The organism is Pararoseomonas sp. SCSIO 73927 (assembly GCF_037040815.1).
In the GTDB taxonomy this organism is placed as follows: domain Bacteria; phylum Pseudomonadota; class Alphaproteobacteria; order Acetobacterales; family Acetobacteraceae; genus Roseomonas.
In genome coordinates, this window is record NZ_CP146232.1 from 3,590,710 (window position 1) to 3,609,271 (window position 18,562).

Consider the following 18,562-nt stretch of genomic DNA (forward strand, 5'->3'; position numbering starts at 1 on the left):
TGTCAGCCCTCTACGATCAGCACCTGAACCTGCCCTTGCAGTCGCCTCCACGAGTCGAGGCGCACCATCAGCGAAGGTGGGACCAACTCGAAGAAGAAGATGATGGTGAGGGGTCCGGGGAGAGGAAGAATTCTTTCTTCCTCTCCCCGGGACATCTCGTCAGCGAAGGATCAGACCCGCTCGTAGAGTAGCCGAGCCCGCACGGTCCCGGGCAGTGCGCGCAGCTCCAGCAGCACGGCATGCGCGTCCGCCAGGCCCTCCGCATCCACCACCACGTAGCCGATCTCCGGATCGGTCTGCAGGTACTGGCCGGCGATGTTGGCGCCGTGGCGCGTGAACACCTCGTTGAGGGCGACCAGCGTGCCGGGATGGTTGCGATGCACGTGCAGGAAGCGGGCGCCCCGCGCGCGGGCGGGCAGGATCGCCTCGGGGAAGTTCACCGCGCCCAGCGTCGCGCCGGTGTCGGAGTACTCCGCCAGCTTGCGCCCGGTCTCCTCGCCGATGCGGGACTGCGCCTCCACCGTGCTGCCGCCGATATGCGGCGTCAGGATCACGTTCTTCAGCCCTTGGAGCGGGGAAACGAAGGGGTCGTCGTTCTTCGCCGGCTCCTCGGGGAAGACGTCGATGGCCAGGCCGTGCAGGTGGCCGGACTCCACGCCCGCCTTCGCCGCCTCCAGGTCCACCACGCGCCCGCGGGCGTTGTTGATGAGCACGGCGGAGGGCTTCATCAGCCCGATCTCCTCCGCCCCGATGAGGTTCTGCGTCTCGTGCGTGTCCGGCACGTGCAGCGTCACCACGTCCGCGCCCGCCAGCAGCGCGCGGAGGGAGGGCATGGACTGCGCGTTGCCGTGCGGCAGCTTCGGGATCGGGTCGTAGTAGGTCACGCGCATACCGAAGGCCTCGGCCATCACGGAGACCTGCGCGCCGATGTTGCCGTAGCCGACGATGCCCAGGGTCTTGCCCCGCACCTCACGGCTGTCCGCCGCGGACTTGTCCCACACGCCCTGGTGCGCGGCGTTGGAGCGCACGGGGATGCCCCGCAGCAGCATCACGATCTCCCCCATCACCAGCTCCGCGACGGAGCGGGTGTTGGAGAAGGGGGCGTTGAACACGGGGATGCCGCGGCGGCGGGCGGCGGCCAGGTCCACCTGGTCCGTCCCGATGCAGAAGCAGCCCACGGCGATCAGCCGGTCCGCCACGTCCAGCACCGCCTCCGTCACCTGGGTGCGGCTGCGGATGCCCAGCAGGTGGACGCCCTTGATGGCCTCCTTCAGCGCCGCCTCGTCCAGCGCCTTCTTCTCGCGCCGGATGTTGGAGTAGCCGGCCGCATGGAGGGTCGCCACCGCGCTGTCGGAGATGCCCTCCAGCAGCAGGATGCGGATCTTGTCCTTGGCCAGGGAGAGAGGGGCGGGGACGGGCAGGGCATCGGGCATGGCGCCGCAGGATTGCCGCATTCCCGCACCCCGGCGCAACCGCGCTGAGAGCGGGGCAGGGGCGCCCGCCGCCTATGCCCGGCCCCCTAGCCCAGCTGCGCCCGGATCGCCGTCGCCATCTCCTCCGGGCTCACCCCCGGCCGGAACAGGTTCCGCAGGGACCCGTCCCGCCCCATGAGGTAGGTGAAGGAGGAGTGGTCCATCAGGTACTCGGAGGCCCCGGGCGGCGTGACCTTGGCGTAGTACACCCGCCAGGCCCGCGCCGCGGCCGCCACCTGGGCCTGCGTCCCCGTCAGTCCGAGGATGGAGGGGTGGAACAGGGCGACGTAGTCCTTGATCTTGGCCGGCGTGTCCCGCTCCGGGTCGATGCTGACGAAGACCGGCCGCACCGCCTCGGCCTGCGGGCCCAGCAGGTCCATGGCCTGCGCCACGGCCTGCAGCTCGGTCGGGCAGACATCCGGGCAGAAGGTGTAGCCGAAGAAGACCAGAGCCAGCTTCCCGCGGAGGTCGGCTTCCGTCACCGTCCTCCCATCCCCGTCCACCAGCGTGAAGGGCCCGCCCACGGAAACCCCGCCCGGCAGCGCCACGCCGCCCGCGCTGGGGGCCGAAGCGCCACCGGCCAGGCGGGCGAAGGCCGCCCCGAGGTCCTCGCCGGGTTTCCTGGCCAGGAACGCGGCCCCCCAGACGGCGCCGAGGCCGAGGATGAGAACGAGGACGGCGATGCGGACAGCGCGGGTCATGGCCCGTCATATAGCGCAGCAACCGCAACGGGGGACGGGGTACACGCGTTAACCGACCTGTTGTTCCGCCTTCCCCATTCCCAGACGAACGGAATCCTCAGGCCAGAAAGGAAACATTGGACGATGCCCGACCGGGACCCTGCCCTCGAGACCCTGGCGGAGATCGCCAACGACAACCTGGCCGAGCGGATGCGCCATGAGGCCGCGGCGCGGATCCTCGTCGCCGCGCGCCGGATCCACACCATGCTGGACCGTCGCGGCGGGGAGCATCTCGTGGACAGCCTGGCCTCCGGCTGGGACCCCCGTAGCCTGACCGCGCTGGAATACGCGGAGTCGATGCCGGTGCGCGTGCTGGACGGGCTGCTGGCCGCTGCTCCGCGCTGGGCCCGGGCGATGCGCGACCTCGTCGAGACCCCGGCCTCGGGCGCCGCCGCGGCCTGACCGTGCGGGCGCCCGCCGCGGTCTCGCGGACAGGGCGCCCTTTAAGCCGGCCTTAACCCGGTCCGACGGACACTCCGCCGCGTCAGAAAGACGCGAGCGGAGCGAAGAATGCCCGTCGTGGCCACGGGCACGATGCCCGCCACCATCCTCGAGACCGAGGGCGCGGATGATTGGTCCGCGACCTTCACCCTCTCCGGCGTGTCCGGCGTCACGGACGTCGCGCTGACGGGGAGCGGGGCGTCCCTCTTCTCCGCCGCGCTCGACTCCGGCAGCCGGGTCATCGCCACCCCTCTCGGCGCCATCGACCGCGAGGCCTTCGCCGCCGGCGCGGATCCTGTGCTGCGACTCGGCCTCTCCGTCCGGTCCGGCGGTGTCTGGCTCGATGCGGCCGGAAGCTGGTCCGTCACCCTGCTCGGGGTGGACGACACCCCGCCGTCCGGGCTGCGCTTCAGCGGCGGCGGGGCGGTGCTGGAGAACGACGTAGGGGCCGAGATCGGCAGCCTCGCGGCGGACGACCCGGACAGCCCCGCCGGGAGCCTGGAGTACCGTGTTCTCTGGCCGGATTCGGCATGGTTCGAGATCGTCGGCACGACCCTGAAGTTGAAAGACGGCGTGGACCTGCTGCGGCAGGGCGGCACCACGCGCGAGGTCATGATCGCCGTCTCCGACGGGCGGAACGAGGCCGCCTTCAGCGTCGGCGTGAACGTGCTGAACGTCACCAACCAGGACGGCCCGCCTCCCGTATCACCACCCGTGTCGACGCCGGTCTCGCCGCCGGTGTCACCGCCCGTATCCCCTCCGGTCTCTCCGCCGGCCTCTCCGCCGGCCTCTCCGCCCGTGTCCCCACCGGTCTCACCCCCCGTGTCGCCGCCCGCCTCCCCGCCGCCTCCGCCGCCGGCGCCGGACATTGTCATCACCCATACCGGCAGCGCCGCCGCCGTGGGCGAGGGCGGCGCGAGCGACACCTTCTCCGTCACCCTCGCCACCATTCCCACCGCGCCGGTCACCGTCACCTTCACCGTGGACGGCTCGCTCAACCTCCAGCGCGCCGCGAGCGGCGTCCTCACCAAGACCGTCAGCTTCACGATCGTGCCGGCGGACTGGGCGAGGCCCCGGACCGTCATCGTCTCCGCGGTGGACGACGCCGTCCACGAGGGCCCGCACAGCGGGCGCATCTCCATCGGCTTCGCCAGCGCGGACCGGAACTACGCCGGCCTGACCGGCCGCGGGGTGGACGTGACGATCACGGACAACGACCTGCCGCCCGCCCCACCGCCGCCCCCGCCCGTGCCGCCGCCCGGCCCGCCGCCGGGCATCGTGGTCGTCCAGACCGGCAGCAGCACCGCCGTCGCCGAGCGCGGGGCGGGGGACAGCTTCACGGTCGCCCTCGCCTCCCGCCCGGTCGCGCCGGTGACCGTCACCCTCCTCGCCGGGCCGGACCTCCTGCTCGCGACGAGCGGCGGCGGGATCGGGTCCTCTATCACCATCACCTTCACGAGCGAGGACTGGGCCATGGTCCGCGCGGTCTTCGTCAGCGCCGTGGATGACAGGACCGTGGAAGGGGCGGAGATCGCCGGGATCTCCTTCTCCCTCGCCAGCGCCGATCCGGCCTACAACCGCCTGCCCGTCGCCGGGCTGCCGGTGGTGGTCGTCGACGCGCCGGGATCGCCCGCTCCTCCCACGCCGCCCGTACCACCGGACCCCACCACGGTTCTCGCGCCCGGCAGCAAGACGGATACGGCCGCCATGTCCGGCGCGGGCGAGGCGGTGCTGATGCATGCGGCCGGGGAGGTGGCCGGCGTCGTGAGCCGGGCGGACGGGATCCTCATCGCCTGGCGCGACGGCACAAGCACCCTCCTGACGGGCGCGACCAGCATCGCCTTCTCCGACGGCCATCTGACCCTCGACGGCAGCTCGGCCGGCGCGCGGGCCCTGCGCGCCTACCAGGCCATCCTGGGGGCAGACCCCGCGGCCGAGTCGCTCGCCCATACCGCGGCCCTGCTGGAGAAGGGCGTCTCCATGTTCGCCGTCACCGACTCGCTCCTGGGCACGCAGGCATGGGCGCAGCGCAGCGCCTGGCTCAGCCTCGAGCAGAAGATCCAGCTCATCTATCAGGACGTGATCGGCTACAGCGCGCCGCCCGCGGCCATGGATTACCTCAGGACCGCGTCCGCGGTCGGCGCCAACCTCGCCCAGATCGCCGCGATGCTGATCGACACGCCCGAGGCGGCCGCGTTCAGCCGGGCGCAGAACCCCGCCGGGATCTGGGTGGCGCAGCAGAGCGAGCGAGAGATCGTGCGCGCCTACGACGCGGTGCTGGACCAGACGCCTGACTCCGCCGCCCTCGCGCGTTGGACCCTTCTGCTGGAGGCCGGCCACGTCTCCACCTCCACCCTTTACGCCTACCTGGCCTCGACGGACCTGTTCACGGCCCGTTTCGAGGGCAGGCCGAACGCAGAGTTCGTCACCATCGCCTTCGAGCAGGCGCTGGAACGGACTCCGACGCTGCCGGAGCAGGGGTGGTGGCAGAGCATGCTTGACCTGGGCCACCTCACGCGGCTGGACATGCTGCAGCACCTCGGCGGCCTGCAGGCGGAGATCGGTCAGGCCCCCGGCAGCGGCCATGTGGAGCAGACCACCTATCTGGACGAGCAGGCCGGCGGGGAGGTGCTGCGCCGCGGCCAGTCCCTCGCCACCGTCGCGAACTCCAAGACGGGGCACGCCGTCGCCACCCGCAGCGCCTCGGAGCTGGAGGACATCGACCTGGCGCCGAACGGCGTCGCCCTGCACTGGCTGGACGGCACCTCGGTGCGCCTCGAGGCCGTGCGGGACATCACCTTCGCGGATGGCAGGCTGGAACTGGACAGCACCTCACCCCTGGCCGTCATCACCCGCCTCTACGAGGCGACCATCGGGTGGAACCTGCCTGGCGCCAGTGCCGCGGATTTCGCCGGCCTGCTGAACGCCGGCGTCTCGCTCGGCGCGATCGCCGCCTCCTTCCTCCATACGGAGCCGGCCCTCGCCAGGATGGCCGGCCTCGATACGGCAGGGCAGATCGGCTTAGTCTACAAAGGACTTTTCGGCATCGCCCCGGGCGCGGAGACGCTGTCCTACCTCAGGGGCGTCGTGCCGCTGATCGGGCTGCCGGAGACCGTGGCCTGGCTGGCGGGGCTGCCCGATGCCGCGGCCGTCTTCGGGCGGAGCCACCCGAAGGGCATCTGGGTGCCGGACAAGGCGGCCTCGGCGGTGGTCCGGGCCTACGATGCCACGCTCGACATCGCGCCCGATCCGGTCAGCCTCCTGATCTGGAAGGCGGCCGTGCCGCAGGCCGGGAACCTCACGCTCCTCTATCAGACGCTACTCGAAACCGACATGTACGGGGCGCTCTACGACGGCCTGGACGACCGGGCCTGGGTCGCCGCAACCTACCGGGCCGCGCTCGAGGACGGCGTGCTCGCGGGGGCGGTGAACCACTCGGCGGGACTGGTCGAGAGCGGCCTCGTTTCCCGCCTCGGCATGGCGGTCGCCATCGGTGAGCTGCAGCCGCTGGTGGAGCCGATCCGCCACGTCACCTCGAGCAGCGTGGACCTGCTGTGACGCCGCTTACGGCACCACCGACACCTCGCGCTTTAGGCAGCGCAGCGTGAAGGCGCTGCGCGTGTGGCGCACGCCGGGCAGGCGGTAGATCTTCTCCCGCAGCAGCGTCTCGTACCCCGCCGTGCCGCCCACCGCGGCCTTGATGATGTAGTCGTACTCCCCGGTGACGAGATGGCATTCCAGGATCTCGGGGATGCCGTGCACCGCCTCCTCGAAACGGCGCAGCGCGCTCTCGTCGTGCTTCTCCATCATCACCTCCAGGAACACCGTGTCCGGCATCCCCAGCGCCGCCTGGTCCAGCAGGGCGGCGTAGCCCTTGATCACCCCCGCCGACTCCAACCGCTTCACCCGCGTCCAGCAGGGCGAGGCGGAGAGCCCCACCTCCTCCGCCAGCTCCGCGTTGGAGAGCCGCCCCCGGCGCGCCAGGGCCCGGAGGATGCGCCGGTCGGTTGCGTCCATGTTTCCCCCTTGACGCAGAAGCTTCTTCTGTCCCTTCGGCGGCGCACAACGAAATTCAGGAGAGAACCGCCGGGATTTCCGGTCCATCCTCCCCCATATCCCAGGGAAGAACGAGCCCCCGCAGAGGGCCCGGCCGGAGTGACGTCGATGGGAAGCGTGCAACGGGCGACGATGCGCCTCGAGGATCGCTGGGAGTCCGGCGAGGAGCCGGTGCTGATGACCGGCATCCAGGCCCTGGTCCGCCTGCCGCTGGAACAGCGCGCGCTGGACCGCGCGGCCGGCCACAGCACCGCGGGCTTCGTCACCGGCTATCGCGGCAGCCCGCTGGGCGGCTACGACAAGGAGCTGCAGAAGCAGGCCAAGCGCCTGGCCGAGGCCGGGGTCGTTTTCCAGCCCGGCCTGAACGAGGACCTTGCCGCCACCGCCGCCTGGGGCACGCAGCAGGCCGGGCTGTTCAACGACGGCACGAAGGACGGCGTCTTCGGCATCTGGTACGGCAAGGGCCCGGGCGTGGACCGCAGCGGCGACGCGCTGCGCCACGCCAACATGGCCGGCACCGCGCCATTGGGCGGCGTGCTGGCCCTGGCGGGCGACGATCCCTCCGCCAAGTCCTCCACCGTCGCCAACGCCTCCGACCACGCCTTCATGGACCTGGAGATCCCCTTCCTCGATCCGGCGGGGGTGCACGAGATCCTGGAGTTCGGCCTGAAGGGCATCGCCCTCTCGCGCTTCGCTGGCACCTGGGCCGCGATGAAGTGCGTGGCGGACACGATGGATGCCAGCGCCAGCTTCCGTATCCACCCCTGGGCCCCGATCATCCCGGAGGGCGATTTCGAGGGCGAGGACGGCCGCCACATCCGTCTGCGCGACCTCGTCCTGGCGCAGGAACGCCGCCTGCGCCGCACGCGCCTGCCCGCCGCGGTCGCCTTCGCCCGCGCCAACGGGCTGGACCGCGTGGTGCTGGATTCCCCGCGCGCCCGCTTCGGCATCGCGGCCCGCGGCAAGGCCTACGCCACGCTGCGCCAGGCCATGCTGGACCTCGGCATCGACGACACCGCCGCGCGGCTCCTCGGCCTCCGAATCTGGAAGGTCGGCCTGGCATGGCCGCTCGACGAGGTGGCCGCCCGCGCCTTCGCTTCAGGCCTGGAGGAGGTTCTCGTCGTCGAGGACCGCCGCTCCTTCCTCGAGGCCCAGCTCCGCGACGCCCTCTACGGCACGCCGAACCCGCCCCGCATCACCGGCAAGCGCGACGAGACCGGCGCGCCGCTCCTCTCCGACCTCTCGGAGCTGGACGCCGCCGGCATCGCGCGCGCCCTCGATGCCCGCCTGCCGCGCGAGCCGCGCCCGGAGAGCATGGCCGCCCGCCTCGCCGCGCTCAGCGCCCTTGCGGAAGCCGCCCGCCAGCCCATCGCGCTGCGCCAGCCCTGGTTCTGCCCGGGCTGCCCGCACAACTCCTCCACGAAGGTGCCGGAGGGCTCCCGCGCCATGGCGGGCATCGGCTGCCACTACATGGTGACGTGGATGGACCGCGACACCGAGGTCTTCACCCATATGGGCGGGGAGGGAATGCCCTGGCTCGGCCAGCGGGATTTCGTGAGGACGCAGCACGTCTTCGCCAACCTCGGCGACGGCACCTATTCCCACTCCGGCAGCCTCGCGATCCGCGCCGCCATCGCGGCGAAGGCGAACATCACCTACAAGATCCTGGTGAACGGCGCCGTGGCGATGACCGGCGGCCAGACCCCGGAAGCCGAGATGACCGTGCCCCGCATCGCCGCCCAGATGGCGGCAGAGGGCGCCGCGCACATCGCCGTCGTCTCCGACGATCCCGAGCGCCATCAGCACGATCCGATGATGCCCCGCGGCGTGGCGTACCACCACCGCGACAGCCTGGACGCCGTGCAGAAGGACCTGCGCGAGCGCCCGGGCGTGACGGTTCTCATCTACGACCAGGAATGCGCGACGGAGCGCCGCCGCCACCGCAAGCGCGGCACCGCCGCGGCCGCCACGAAGCGCGTCGTCATCAACCCGCGCGTCTGCGAGGATTGCGGCGACTGCGGCGTGCAGTCCAACTGCCTCGCCGTGCAGCCCGTGCAGACGGAGTTCGGCCAGAAGCGGCATGTGGACCAATCCGCCTGCAACCAGGACTTCTCCTGCCTGAAGGGCTTCTGCCCCTCCTTCGTCACGCTGGAAGGGGCGGAGCCCGCCGCCCATCCGCAGGCCGCCGCCGCGCCGGAGAACCTGCCCGAACCCGCGCCGCCCGCCCTGCGCGACGAGGCCTGGAACGTCGTCCTCGCCGGCATCGGCGGGCAGGGCGTCACCGCGCTCGCCGCCATCCTCGCCACCGCCGCGCATATCGACGGCCGTCCTGTCCGCAGCATGGACCAGCTCGGCCTCGCCCAGAAGGGCGGCGGCGTGCAGGCGCAGATCCGCATCGGCGCGGAGGGCGCGGCGCCCGAGACCCTCGCCGGCCCGCGCATCGGCACCGGCCAAGCAGACCTGCTGATCGCCGCCGACGCCATCGGCGCGCACGGCGTGAATGTCCGTCCTCTGCTCTCGAAGGATCGCACCGCCACCGTCGTGAACGCGGACGTCGCCGCCACCGCCGGCTATCTTCTCGGCACCCCGCGCGCTGATGCGCCCGCCATCCTCGACAACCTGCGCGCCACTTCGCGCGACCTTCTCGCGCTCCCCGCCGCGCACCGCGTGGAGGAGGCGCTAGGCGACGCCATTTTCCTCAACGTCTTCCTCCTCGGCACCGCGTACCAGCGCGGCCTCCTCCCGCTCTCCCTCGCCGCGATCGAGCGCGCTCTGGAGCTGAACGGCACGGCCGTGGAGCGCAACAAGGCCGCTTTCGCCCTAGGCCGCGCCGCCGCGCTGGAGGCCCCCGCCGGCCCGCGCGCGCCGGAGGCGCCCGACGAGCTGATTGCCCGCCGCGTCGCGGACCTCACGGCTTACCAGAACGCCGCCTACGCGCGGGACTATGCTGCCACCGTCGCCCGAATCCGTGCCCTGGACGAAGGGCTGGGACGCGCCGTCGCCATGCAGCTGCACCGCCTGATGGCTTACAAGGACGAGTACGAGGTGGCCCGCCTGCACGCCGATACCGCCTGGCAGGCCTCCCTGGACGCAGGCTTCACCGGCACGAAGCGGAAGGTGCTGCACCTTGCCCCGCCCTTCCTCTCCCGCACCAACCCCGAGACGGGCCGCCCGGAGAAGCGCAGCTTCGGCCCCTGGATGATCAGCGCCATGGGCCTGCTGCGCCACGGCAAGGTCCTGCGCGGCACCGCCCTGGACCCCTTCGGCTATACGGAGGAGCGCCGCACGGAGCGCGCCCTGATCGCCGAGTTCCGCACCCGGCTGGACGCCCTCCTCGTGGAGCATCCGGCGGCGGCGCTGCGGGACTGGGTGAATGCCTGGGGCGGCATCAAGGGCTTCGGCCCAATCAAGCACGCCAACATCGGCAGGACCCGCGAGGCCCTCGCCGCCATCGAGGCCCGCCTTGCGGCGCCGCCCATGCCGGCTCTGGCGGCGGAGTGAGGGCGGGTCCGTCACTCCTCCCGGGTCGGGGGCGGCGACCAGGGCAGTGGCGGAGGCGGCGGCGTGAATGGGTGGCCGAGCCGTTTCAGCAGGGGAAGGCCGATCCCCAGCGCGGCCCCGACCGGCAGGAACATGTAGGCGAAGACGATGACGATGCGCGGCACGCCGCCACCTGTCAGGCGCTGCCCCCACTCGGTCATTTCGTACACGCCCCATGCGACGAGGCCGAAGATCGGCACCATCACCATGCCCATGCCGTACCTGTCGGCTTCATAGGCCATAGCGTGTTTCGCGCTCTCGGAAAGCTGCGGCGCCGGGTCACTCGTCAGGTAATCGAGCCCGCCTGCCTTCGCCCGTCCCCGGCTCCCGCCTTCTCCTGCTTCCGTTATGCCCTAACGCCGCGGCGCCAAGGTCCCGAAGGTCAGCACGCCCTGCGTCCCGGCCCTCGGATCGGCATCCCCCGTGAAGGCCAGGGCGAGGTCCGCCCGCCCCGGCTGGCCGGAGGAGAGGCGGTAGGTGATCTGCCGCGCCGCCCCGGCGCCCGGCACGGGCACGCTGCCGTCGAAGGCGCGCGTCACGCTCAGCCCCGGCCGCGCCGTGCGCTCCGCCAGCCGCACGAAGAGCGGCTCCGCCGTCTCCACGTCCATCCGCTGCAGCCGCAGGGAACAGGCCACCGGCCGCCGCGTCAGCACCAGCACCATCGCCCCGACATGGGCGCCGCGCGCCACCAGAACCTGCCCCTCGCCCCCGCGCAGCAGGGTGGCGGCCCTGTCCGCCGGCAGCGCCGCGAAGCCCGCTTCCCGCGCCGCGGCCCCGGCATCGCCGCCCGTCAGCAAGCGGGCGCAGATCTGCATGAAGCTGCCCATGGCCGCCGCCGTCTCCTCCGTCAGCGGCGCGGCGGCCCGGGCGGCGGAAGGGAAGGGCAAGGGGGTGAGCGCCAGCAGGGCCAGCAGAACTGGACGCCGCGCCGCGCGCGCGGTGGGATGGGGAAAACCCCGATAGGGCAACCGAGGAAACGATACCATGCCCCTGGATAACGCCTTCGACCTGCCCGAGGACACCCGCGCCCTGCAGGAGGTGGCCCGCGATTTCGCGCGGGACATCCTGGCGCCGCGCGCCCTGGAATGGGATTCCGCCCGTCACTTCCCGGTGGAGGAGATGCGCCAGGCCGCCGCCCTCGGCATGGCCGCCCTCTACGTGCGGGAGGAGTCGGGCGGCTCCGGCCTCACCCGGCTGGACGCGGCGGTGGTGTTCGAGGCCCTGTCCACCGGCTGCCCCGTCACCGCCGCCTTCCTCTCCATCCACAACATGGTCGCCTGGATGATCGACCGCTGGGGCAGCGAGGCCCAGCGCGCGGAGCACCTGCCCGCCCTCGTCACCATGGAGCGCATCGCCTCCTACTGCCTGACGGAGCCCGGTTCCGGCAGCGACGCCGCCGCGCTGCGCACCCGCGCCCTGCGCGACAACAGCGGCTACGTCCTCAACGGCTCCAAGCAGTTCATCTCCGGCGCCGGCGCCTCGGACCTCTACCTCACCATGGTCCGCACGGGCGGGGAGGGGCCGGACGGCATCTCCGCCCTGCTCGTCCCGAAGGAGACGGAAGGCCTCTCCTTCGGCGCCAACGAGAGGAAGATGGGCTGGAACGCCCAGCCCACGCGGCTGATGACCTTTCAGGACGCGCGCCTTCCCGCCGATACCCTGCTGGGCGAGGAGGGCCAGGGCTTCCGCATGGCCATGGCGGGCCTCGACGGCGGCCGCCTGAACATCGCCGCCTGCTCCATCGGCGGCGCCCAGCGCGCGCTCGACATCGCGCTGGACTACGTGCGGGAGCGCCGCGCATTCGGCAAGCCCGTCTCCGACTTCCAGGCCACGCAGTTCCGCCTCGCCGACATGGCGACGGAGCTGGAGGCCGCCCGCTCCCTCCTCTGGCGCGCCTGCGCGAAGCTGGACAGCAAGGCGCCCGATGCCGGCCCCTTCTGCGCGATGGCCAAGCGATTCGCCTCCGACACCGGCCACCGCGTGGCGGACGAGGCGCTGCAGCTCCTCGGCGGCTACGGCTACCTGCACGATTACGGGGTGGAGAAGCTGGTGCGCGACCTGCGCGTGCACCGCATCCTCGAGGGCACGAACGAGATCATGCGCGTCATCGTCGCGCGCCACCTTCTCGGCCGACGCGACTCGCGTTGACTCGCGGAACCGTGAGCCGCCATCTTCCGCAACGAAGGCCCTCCCGCGCGCGCCCCGCGCCAGGATGGTGAGAGGAGAGCTCATGCCCCGAGGGTCCCTGATGCGGTCCGGCCTGGCCGCGCCGCTGGCCCTGGCCCTCCTCCTCCCGCCCCTGGTCCCAGCGGCCCGCGCCCAGGGCGAGATCCGCAGCGTCGTCGTCCCGGCGGAGGGCGCGGTGGTGATCCCGCCCCGCGGCGCCCCGCGGCTCGCGGCCCGCCCGGCCGGCACCGGCGCCGGCGTGCCCATCCCGCCCGGCGGCACCGCCCGCGGCCCGGTGGTCCTGCCAGACACCGGGACCGGACTCGCCGCCCCCGTGCTCGGCCTCGCCCTGCCGGTCATCGCCGGCGCGCTGCTCGGCGGCACCCTCGCCGGGTCGAAGGGCGGCAGCTCCGCCCCCGCGCGCACGCGCTAGGTCTCCTCCCTAGGAGCCTGTCCGGTTTCGCATTATGTGCGGAAGCGGCGAATCGAACGCGCCGAGGAGGCAACGACCATGTCCAACCGTGACCACACCCTCACCCGGCGCCTGGCGCTCGGCGCCGGCCTCGGCACCCTCGCCGCCGGCCTCGCGCCCGGCGCGCGCGCCCAGACCCAGACCCAGACCCAGACCGGCGGCGGGGCCTACCCGAACCGCCCCATCAATATGATCGTCGGCTTCCCGCCGGGCGGGCAGACCGATTTCGCCGCGCGCATCGTCCAGCCCGGCCTCGCCCAGAACCTCGGCCAGTCCGTCGTGATCGACAACCGCGGCGGCGCCGGCGGCAATATCGGCACCGAGGCCGTGCTGCGCGCCCGCCCCGATGGCTACACCCTGCTCGCGGGCAACTCCTCGCCCATGGCGATCAACCCGCACACCTTCCCGAACATGACGATCAACCCGCTCGACCTCATGCCGATCGGGCTGACGCTGCAGAGCTCCATGGTCCTTTGCGTGCACCCCTCCGTGCCCGCGAGCAACGTCCGCGAGCTGGCCGCCTGGATCAAGGCGCAGTCCGGCGGCGTGAACTACGGCTCTCCCACCGCCGGCAGCCTCTCCCACTGCGCGATGGAGCTGTTCCGCGACCGCATCGGCAAGCCGGAGATGGTGAGCGTGCCCTATCGCGGCTCGGGCCCCGCCATCCAGGACTTCGTGGCCAACCGCTTCTCCGCGATGTTCGACGCCGCCTCCGTCCTCTCCCCCTTCATCAAGTCCGGCCAGCTCAAGCCCATCCTCGTCAGCGGCGCGGCCCGTGCGCCCGCGCTGCCGGACGTGCCGACCGCCGCGGAGCAGGGCCTGCCGGACTTCGTCTTCACCGCCTGGATCGGCCTGTTTGCGCCGAAGGGCACGCCGGATGAGGTGATCCGCCGCGTCCACGCCGCCCAGGACGCCGCGCTGAAGGATCCGGCCGTGCGGGAGAAGATCACCGGCCAGGGCGACGAGCCCGGCGGCGGCTCCACCGAGGACTTCGCCAACATGGTCCGCCGCGACCACGCGCGCTGGGGCCAGGTGGTGAAGGAGAACAACATCACCGCCGCCTGAGCACCCGACCGGCCGGGAGGAGACGCGATTGAGCACCGATCCTCCCGGCACGGGCGCGCGCCCGGCCGGCACGCCGGGGGAGGTCTTCCTAGCCTTCCTCCGGCTGGGCCTCACTTCCTTCGGCGGCCCCGTCGCGCACCTCGGCTACTTCCGCGCCGAGTTCGTCGCGCGCCGGCGCTGGCTGGGGGAGGCCGCCTATGCGGAGCTCGTCGCCCTCTGCGGCTTCCTGCCCGGCCCGGCCTCCAGCCAGGTCGGCTTCGCCCTCGGCCTTCTTCGCGGCGGCCCCTGGGGCGGCCTCGCGGCCTGGGCCGGCTTCACCCTGCCCTCGGCCCTCCTCCTCGTCCTCTTCGCGACCTGGGCCGGAAGCCTGGGCGCCTCGCCCCTCGGCGCGGGGCTGCTGCACGGGCTGAAGCTCGTCGCCGTCGCCGTCGTCGCGCAGGCTGTCTGGGGCATGGCGCGCACGCTCACCCCGGACCGGCCGCGCGCCGCCATCGCGCTCCTCGCCACGGCCCTCGCCGCGCTGGCGCCACCCGCGATCGGGCAGGTTGCCGCCATCCTTCTCGGCGCCGCCGCCGGGCTTCTCCTCTGCCGGGAGGAGGAGGCGGGGGCGCCGGAACCCCTGGCCTTCGGGATCCCCCGCCGGGTCGGCCTCGCCTGCCTCGCGCTCTTCGCCGCGCTGCTCCTCCTCCCGCCGCTGCTCGGCCCGGCGGCCGCGGTGTTCGACGCCTTCTACCGCTCCGGCGCCCTCGTCTTCGGCGGCGGCCACGTGGTCCTGCCCCTGCTGCGCGACGCCGTCGTGGCACCGGGCTGGGTGTCGGAGGATGCCTTCCTCGCCGGCTACGGCGCGGCCCAAGCGGTGCCGGGCCCGCTCTTCACCTTCGCCGCCTATCTCGGCGCCGCGCTGCGCCCCGGCCCGGGCGGCCTGCTCGGGGCGGCGGTCCCGCTGGCCGCCGTCTTCCTGCCCGGCCTCCTGCTTCTGGTCGGCGCGCTGCCCTTCTGGAACGCGCTCCGCGCCCGCCCGGCCGCGCGGGCGGCGATGCGGGGCGCCAACGCCGCCGTGGTCGGCCTGCTCGGCGCGGCGCTCTACGATCCGGTCTGGACCGCGACCGTGCAGCGCCCCGCCGACTTCGTCCTCGCCATCACGGGGTTCCTGCTGCTGACGCTGTGGAAGCTGCCGCCGCTCGCCCTCGTGGCCCTCGGCGCCCTCGCCGGGATCGGCGTGGCCGCGCTCGGATAGCGCCCGCCCCCTCGCTGTCCTGGCGGTTCCGTCCTATTCCCGCCCGGAGAACCGCGAGGAGCCGTCCGCCATGTCCAGCCGCGAAGCCGCCATTGCCCGCGCCCGCGCCGAGTTCGACAGCGGCGCCTTCCGCGAGCGCCTCGCCGCGCTCATTGCCATCCCCTCCACCTCGCAGGACCCGGCAGCGGCGGCCGAGTGCCAGCGCTACTTGGAGGAGGGAATCCAGCCCTGGATCGCCCGCCTCGGCTTCACCTCCTCCATCCACCCCAACCCCGAGGCCGGCTGCGGCCCCATCCTGATCGCGGAGCGCGTCGAGGACCCGTCCCGCCCGACCATCCTCCTTTACGGCCACGGCGACACGGTGCGCGGGCTGGATGACCAGTGGAGCGACGGCATCAAGCCCTGGGCCGTCACGGAGAGGGATGGGCTCTGGTACGGGCGCGGCACCGCCGACAACAAGGGCCAGCACATCATTAACCTCGCCGCGCTGGAGGCCGTGCTGGCCGAGCGGGGCGGGGTGCTTGGCGCCAACGTGAAGCTGGTGCTGGAGATGTCGGAGGAGCTGGGCTCCCGCGGCCTCCGCCCCTTCGTGGAGGCGCATCGCGAGGCACTTGCCGCCGACGCCCTTATCGCCTCCGACGGCCCGCGCGTCGAGCCCGCGCTCCCCACCATCGCCGCCGGCTCCCGCGGCAGCTTCATGTTCGACCTCGTGGTGAAGCTGCGCGGCGGCGGCGTCCATTCCGGCCACTGGGGCGGGCTGACGACGGACCCCGCCATCCTCCTCTCCCACGCCATCGCCAGCATCGCGGACCAGCACGGCAAGATCCTCGTCCGCGACTGGCTGCCCGGGGAGACCGTGCCCGCCAACATCCGCGCCGCGCTCCAGGGCTGCCCGGTCGGGGGAGGGGAGGGGGCAGCCACCATCGACGAGGGCTGGGGCGAGCCCGGCCTGACCCCCGCCGAGAAGATCTACGGCTGGGCGAGCTTCATCGTCCTCGCCATGATCTCCGGCCGCCCCGAAGCCCCGGTGAACGCCGTCGCGCCGGACGCCCGCGCCGTCTGCCAGATCCGCTACACCGGGGACTCCGACCCGGCCAAGTTTGCCCCCGCCCTGCGCGCCCACCTGGACGCGCACGGGTTCGGGAAGGTCGCCATCGAGAAGACCGGCATTCGCATGCCCGCCAGCCGCACCCCGCCGGACAGCCCTTGGGTGCTCTGGACGAAGGCGAGCATGGAGAGGTCGCTGGGCACCCGCGTGCAGGTCACGCCCAACGCCTCCGGCGGCCTGCCCGGCGACGTCTTTGTGGACCTGCTCGGCACGCCGCTGGTCTGGGTCCCGCATTCCTACAACGGCTGCAAGCAGCACGGCCCGGACGAGCACGTCATTCCCGCCATGATGCGCGAGGGCCTGGCCGCCTTCGCCGGCATCTGGTGGGACCTCGGCGAGCCCGGCACGCCGGCGCGTTGAACCGATAGGGGGGCCGGGGAAGTCCCGGCCCTCAGTGCTCGAACTCGAAGGCCAGCTCCGCCGTCCCGCCCGGCCGCGCCGCGGCCCGCACCCGGTCCGCCATCCGCGCGATCAGCGCGCCGGAGACGCGGCGCATGGCGGCGTCCAGCGCGTCCTCGTCCCCCTCCATCAGCGCCTGCGCGTCCGGCACCGCGGAATGGCCTGCGGGAAGCGGAAGGGGTGGCCCGGCATGGAGCAGCCGGCAGCGCAGGTTGAACTCGTCGAAGCTGGCGGAGAGCGTCACCGGGCCCTCCGTGCCCGCCTGCCGCAGGGCCTCCAGCGCCTCGCCCATCACGACGCCGGCGCGCGCCACTACGTCCGCCCGCGCGCCCCAGGCCCGGCCCCTCTGCTCCAGGAACTCGGCGGCCTGCTGCCCCTCGCCCTCGGGGTCCAGCACCGTCCCGGCGGTCTGCCGCACCCCGATCCGCAGCAGCGCGTTCAGCGCCACCGCTGCGATCGAGCCCATGGTGAGGCCCGAGGAGACGACGATCCGGCTCCAGTCCGGCGAGGCCTGGGCCAGGGCCGGCAGCAGCATGACCCCCGTGCCGCACACGGCCGCCAGCCCCACGATAAAGCCCCGCCGCGCATCCATCAGGCGGGAGGTGGCCAGCCCCATCCCCGCCACGATGAGGTAGGAGGCGGTGTAGACCAGGATGCCCCCGATCACCGGCCCCGGCGTCAGCGCCACCAGCCCGGAGATCGCGGGGAAGAAGGCTGTGGCCATCAGGATCGCGCCCGCGGCCGCCCCCACGCGCCAGGCCGTGATCCCGGTGGCCGCCGCCAGGCCGAGATTGGCCGAGGAGCTGGCCGTGGTCAGCACGCCCGCGAGGGCCTGCAGCACGTGCATCAGCCCCTGTCCCGTCACGCTGCGGGCCACCAGCCCCATGTCCACCCGCCGCCACCGGGCATCGTCCATCCTGTCCATGGACAGGACCGTCCCGAACAGGTCCATCACCCCGATCAGCTCGATGACGAGGAAGATGGCGATCGGCACCAGCAGGAACTCCGGCGCCGGCAGGCCATGCCCGGGCAGGGGCACCGCCACGGCCGGCAGCGCGGCCAGCGCCTGCAGCCCGCCCTCCGCCGTGGTGCCGAGCGCGACCGCCAGGGCCGTGCCCGCCAGCGCCCCGGCCAGCACCGCCATGCGCCGCAGCCCCGGCCCGCCCCAGAGGGAGGCACCGACGATCACGGCCAGTGTCACCGCCGCCACCGCGAGGGCGGCGGGCGAGGCATCGCCCGCCGGCGTCAGCCCCACCCCGCGCGTCAGCCCGCCCGCCACGAGGGAGAGGCCGAGCATCAGCACCACGACGCCGATCACCTCGGGCGGGAAGAAGGCCCGCAGTCGCGGGATCACCCGCGCGAGGAGTATCGCGGCCACCGCGGCCACGATCGTCGCCCCCATCGTGGCCCCCAGCCCGTAGGCCGCTGTCACCGCCACGAAGATCGGGAGCCGCGCCGGGGCGGGCAGCGCGACGAGGATCAGCCCCGGCCCGATGCGGCTCGGCACCGCCTGGACCAGGGTGGCGAGGCCGACGAGGAAGGTGGTGACGGAGACGAAGCGGCCGGTCGCCTCCGCGTCCAGCCCGATCCCCTGCGCCGCCACCACCGCGTAGAGGACAAACATCAGCGACAGCGCCGCGTGCTGCGCCCCCATGCCGAGCAGGACGCCGACCGGCGGCCTCTCATCCACCGCGTAGAGCAGTTCCTCGGGACGCTTGCGCGAGGACGGGGCCGGCGGGGGAAGGAGGCGGTCCAGGGGTGAGGGCAATCCAGGGCTCCGGGCAGGAACGGGGGAAGGGCCGGTAGGGGCCGGCCGGGGATTAGGCCATTCCCGCAGGGCTTTGTGGAGCGTCAGGCCGCGCCGCT

14 protein-coding genes are annotated in these 18,562 nt (G+C 73.0%); 8 read left to right on the forward strand and 6 right to left on the reverse strand.

All coding sequences use genetic code 11. From position 1 onward, the window contains the following. Window positions 1-170: 170 nt before the first annotated feature. Both serA and VQH23_RS16895 read right to left on the reverse strand, forming a co-directional pair. Window positions 171-1,433: a phosphoglycerate dehydrogenase gene (gene serA, locus VQH23_RS16890; protein WP_338661894.1), complete on the reverse strand. Its 1,263-nt coding sequence runs from the start codon at window positions 1,431-1,433 to the stop codon at window positions 171-173. An 86-nt stretch (window positions 1,434-1,519) separates the two neighbouring features. Continuing rightward, window positions 1,520-2,173 (reverse strand): SCO family protein, encoded by a 654-nt coding sequence (locus VQH23_RS16895; protein WP_338661895.1) that lies wholly within the window; start codon window positions 2,171-2,173, stop codon window positions 1,520-1,522. A 123-nt stretch (window positions 2,174-2,296) separates the two neighbouring features. Here VQH23_RS16895 and VQH23_RS16900 point away from each other — a divergent pair, with 123 nt between their 5' ends. Then, window positions 2,297-2,614 carry a hypothetical protein gene (locus VQH23_RS16900; protein ID WP_338661896.1) on the forward strand — a complete coding sequence of 106 codons (318 nt, stop codon included), beginning with the start codon at window positions 2,297-2,299 and terminating at the stop codon, window positions 2,612-2,614. Between the two features lie 108 nt (window positions 2,615-2,722). Then, window positions 2,723-6,211, forward strand: a complete 3,489-nt coding sequence (locus VQH23_RS16905) for a hypothetical protein (RefSeq protein WP_338661897.1) — start codon at window positions 2,723-2,725, stop codon at window positions 6,209-6,211. Window positions 6,212-6,217: 6 nt separating this feature from the next. Here VQH23_RS16905 and VQH23_RS16910 read toward each other — a convergent pair whose 3' ends face one another. Further along, entirely contained in the window at window positions 6,218-6,670 is a 453-nt protein-coding gene (locus tag VQH23_RS16910; protein ID WP_338661898.1) for an Lrp/AsnC family transcriptional regulator, read from the reverse strand. Between the two features lie 147 nt (window positions 6,671-6,817). Here VQH23_RS16910 and VQH23_RS16915 point away from each other — a divergent pair, with 147 nt between their 5' ends. Then, window positions 6,818-10,210, forward strand: coding sequence for an indolepyruvate ferredoxin oxidoreductase family protein (locus VQH23_RS16915; protein ID WP_338661899.1), 3,393 nt, complete (start codon window positions 6,818-6,820; stop codon window positions 10,208-10,210). 11 nt (window positions 10,211-10,221) lie between these two features. Here the strand turns inward: VQH23_RS16915 and VQH23_RS16920 are convergent, their stop codons facing one another. Both VQH23_RS16920 and VQH23_RS16925 read right to left on the reverse strand, forming a co-directional pair. Continuing rightward, window positions 10,222-10,491, reverse strand: coding sequence for a hypothetical protein (locus VQH23_RS16920; protein ID WP_338661900.1), 270 nt, complete (start codon window positions 10,489-10,491; stop codon window positions 10,222-10,224). A 111-nt stretch (window positions 10,492-10,602) separates the two neighbouring features. Next, on the reverse strand, window positions 10,603-11,217 hold the full coding sequence (locus VQH23_RS16925) for an NMCC_0638 family (lipo)protein (protein WP_338661901.1): 615 nt from the start codon (window positions 11,215-11,217) through the stop codon (window positions 10,603-10,605). 16 nt (window positions 11,218-11,233) lie between these two features. Here VQH23_RS16925 and VQH23_RS16930 point away from each other — a divergent pair, with 16 nt between their 5' ends. The 5 genes from VQH23_RS16930 (at window position 11,234) to VQH23_RS16950 (ending at window position 16,657) form a co-directional block, all read left to right on the forward strand. Then, window positions 11,234-12,397, forward strand: a complete 1,164-nt coding sequence (locus VQH23_RS16930; protein WP_338661902.1) for an acyl-CoA dehydrogenase family protein — start codon at window positions 11,234-11,236, stop codon at window positions 12,395-12,397. A gap of 82 nt (window positions 12,398-12,479) precedes the next feature. Next, a complete protein-coding gene (locus VQH23_RS16935; RefSeq protein ID WP_338661903.1) occupies window positions 12,480-12,848 on the forward strand; it encodes a hypothetical protein in 369 nt (122 codons plus the stop codon). Window positions 12,849-12,926: 78 nt separating this feature from the next. Beyond that, complete coding sequence (locus VQH23_RS16940; RefSeq protein ID WP_338661904.1) at window positions 12,927-13,952, forward strand: tripartite tricarboxylate transporter substrate binding protein; 1,026 nt, start codon at window positions 12,927-12,929, stop codon at window positions 13,950-13,952. 28 nt (window positions 13,953-13,980) lie between these two features. Next, on the forward strand, window positions 13,981-15,189 hold the full coding sequence (chrA, locus tag VQH23_RS16945) for a chromate efflux transporter (RefSeq protein ID WP_338661905.1): 1,209 nt from the start codon (window positions 13,981-13,983) through the stop codon (window positions 15,187-15,189). Between the two features lie 70 nt (window positions 15,190-15,259). After that, the gene (locus tag VQH23_RS16950) at window positions 15,260-16,657 is read left to right on the forward strand and encodes a M20/M25/M40 family metallo-hydrolase (protein WP_338661906.1); all 1,398 of its coding nucleotides are present in this window, start codon (window positions 15,260-15,262) and stop codon (window positions 16,655-16,657) included. 31 nt (window positions 16,658-16,688) lie between these two features. Here VQH23_RS16950 and VQH23_RS16955 read toward each other — a convergent pair whose 3' ends face one another. Beyond that, window positions 16,689-18,464, reverse strand: coding sequence for a solute carrier family 23 protein (locus tag VQH23_RS16955; RefSeq protein ID WP_338661907.1), 1,776 nt, complete (start codon window positions 18,462-18,464; stop codon window positions 16,689-16,691). Between the last annotated feature and the right edge of the window lie 98 nt (window positions 18,465-18,562).

Coding starts and splice junctions, on each gene's coding strand:
- VQH23_RS16915 (WP_338661899.1), top strand. CDS start 6,818: ATGGGAAGCGTGCAACGGGCGACGATGCGCCTCGAGGATCGCTGGGAG.
- VQH23_RS16920 (WP_338661900.1), bottom strand. CDS start 10,491: ATGGCCTATGAAGCCGACAGGTACGGCATGGGCATGGTGATGGTGCCG.
- VQH23_RS16910 (WP_338661898.1), bottom strand. CDS start 6,670: ATGGACGCAACCGACCGGCGCATCCTCCGGGCCCTGGCGCGCCGGGGG.
- VQH23_RS16905 (WP_338661897.1), top strand. CDS start 2,723: ATGCCCGTCGTGGCCACGGGCACGATGCCCGCCACCATCCTCGAGACC.
- VQH23_RS16930 (WP_338661902.1), top strand. CDS start 11,234: ATGCCCCTGGATAACGCCTTCGACCTGCCCGAGGACACCCGCGCCCTG.
- serA (WP_338661894.1), bottom strand. CDS start 1,433: ATGCCCGATGCCCTGCCCGTCCCCGCCCCTCTCTCCCTGGCCAAGGAC.
- VQH23_RS16935 (WP_338661903.1), top strand. CDS start 12,480: ATGCCCCGAGGGTCCCTGATGCGGTCCGGCCTGGCCGCGCCGCTGGCC.
- VQH23_RS16895 (WP_338661895.1), bottom strand. CDS start 2,173: ATGACCCGCGCTGTCCGCATCGCCGTCCTCGTTCTCATCCTCGGCCTC.
- VQH23_RS16950 (WP_338661906.1), top strand. CDS start 15,260: ATGTCCAGCCGCGAAGCCGCCATTGCCCGCGCCCGCGCCGAGTTCGAC.
- VQH23_RS16940 (WP_338661904.1), top strand. CDS start 12,927: ATGTCCAACCGTGACCACACCCTCACCCGGCGCCTGGCGCTCGGCGCC.
- VQH23_RS16900 (WP_338661896.1), top strand. CDS start 2,297: ATGCCCGACCGGGACCCTGCCCTCGAGACCCTGGCGGAGATCGCCAAC.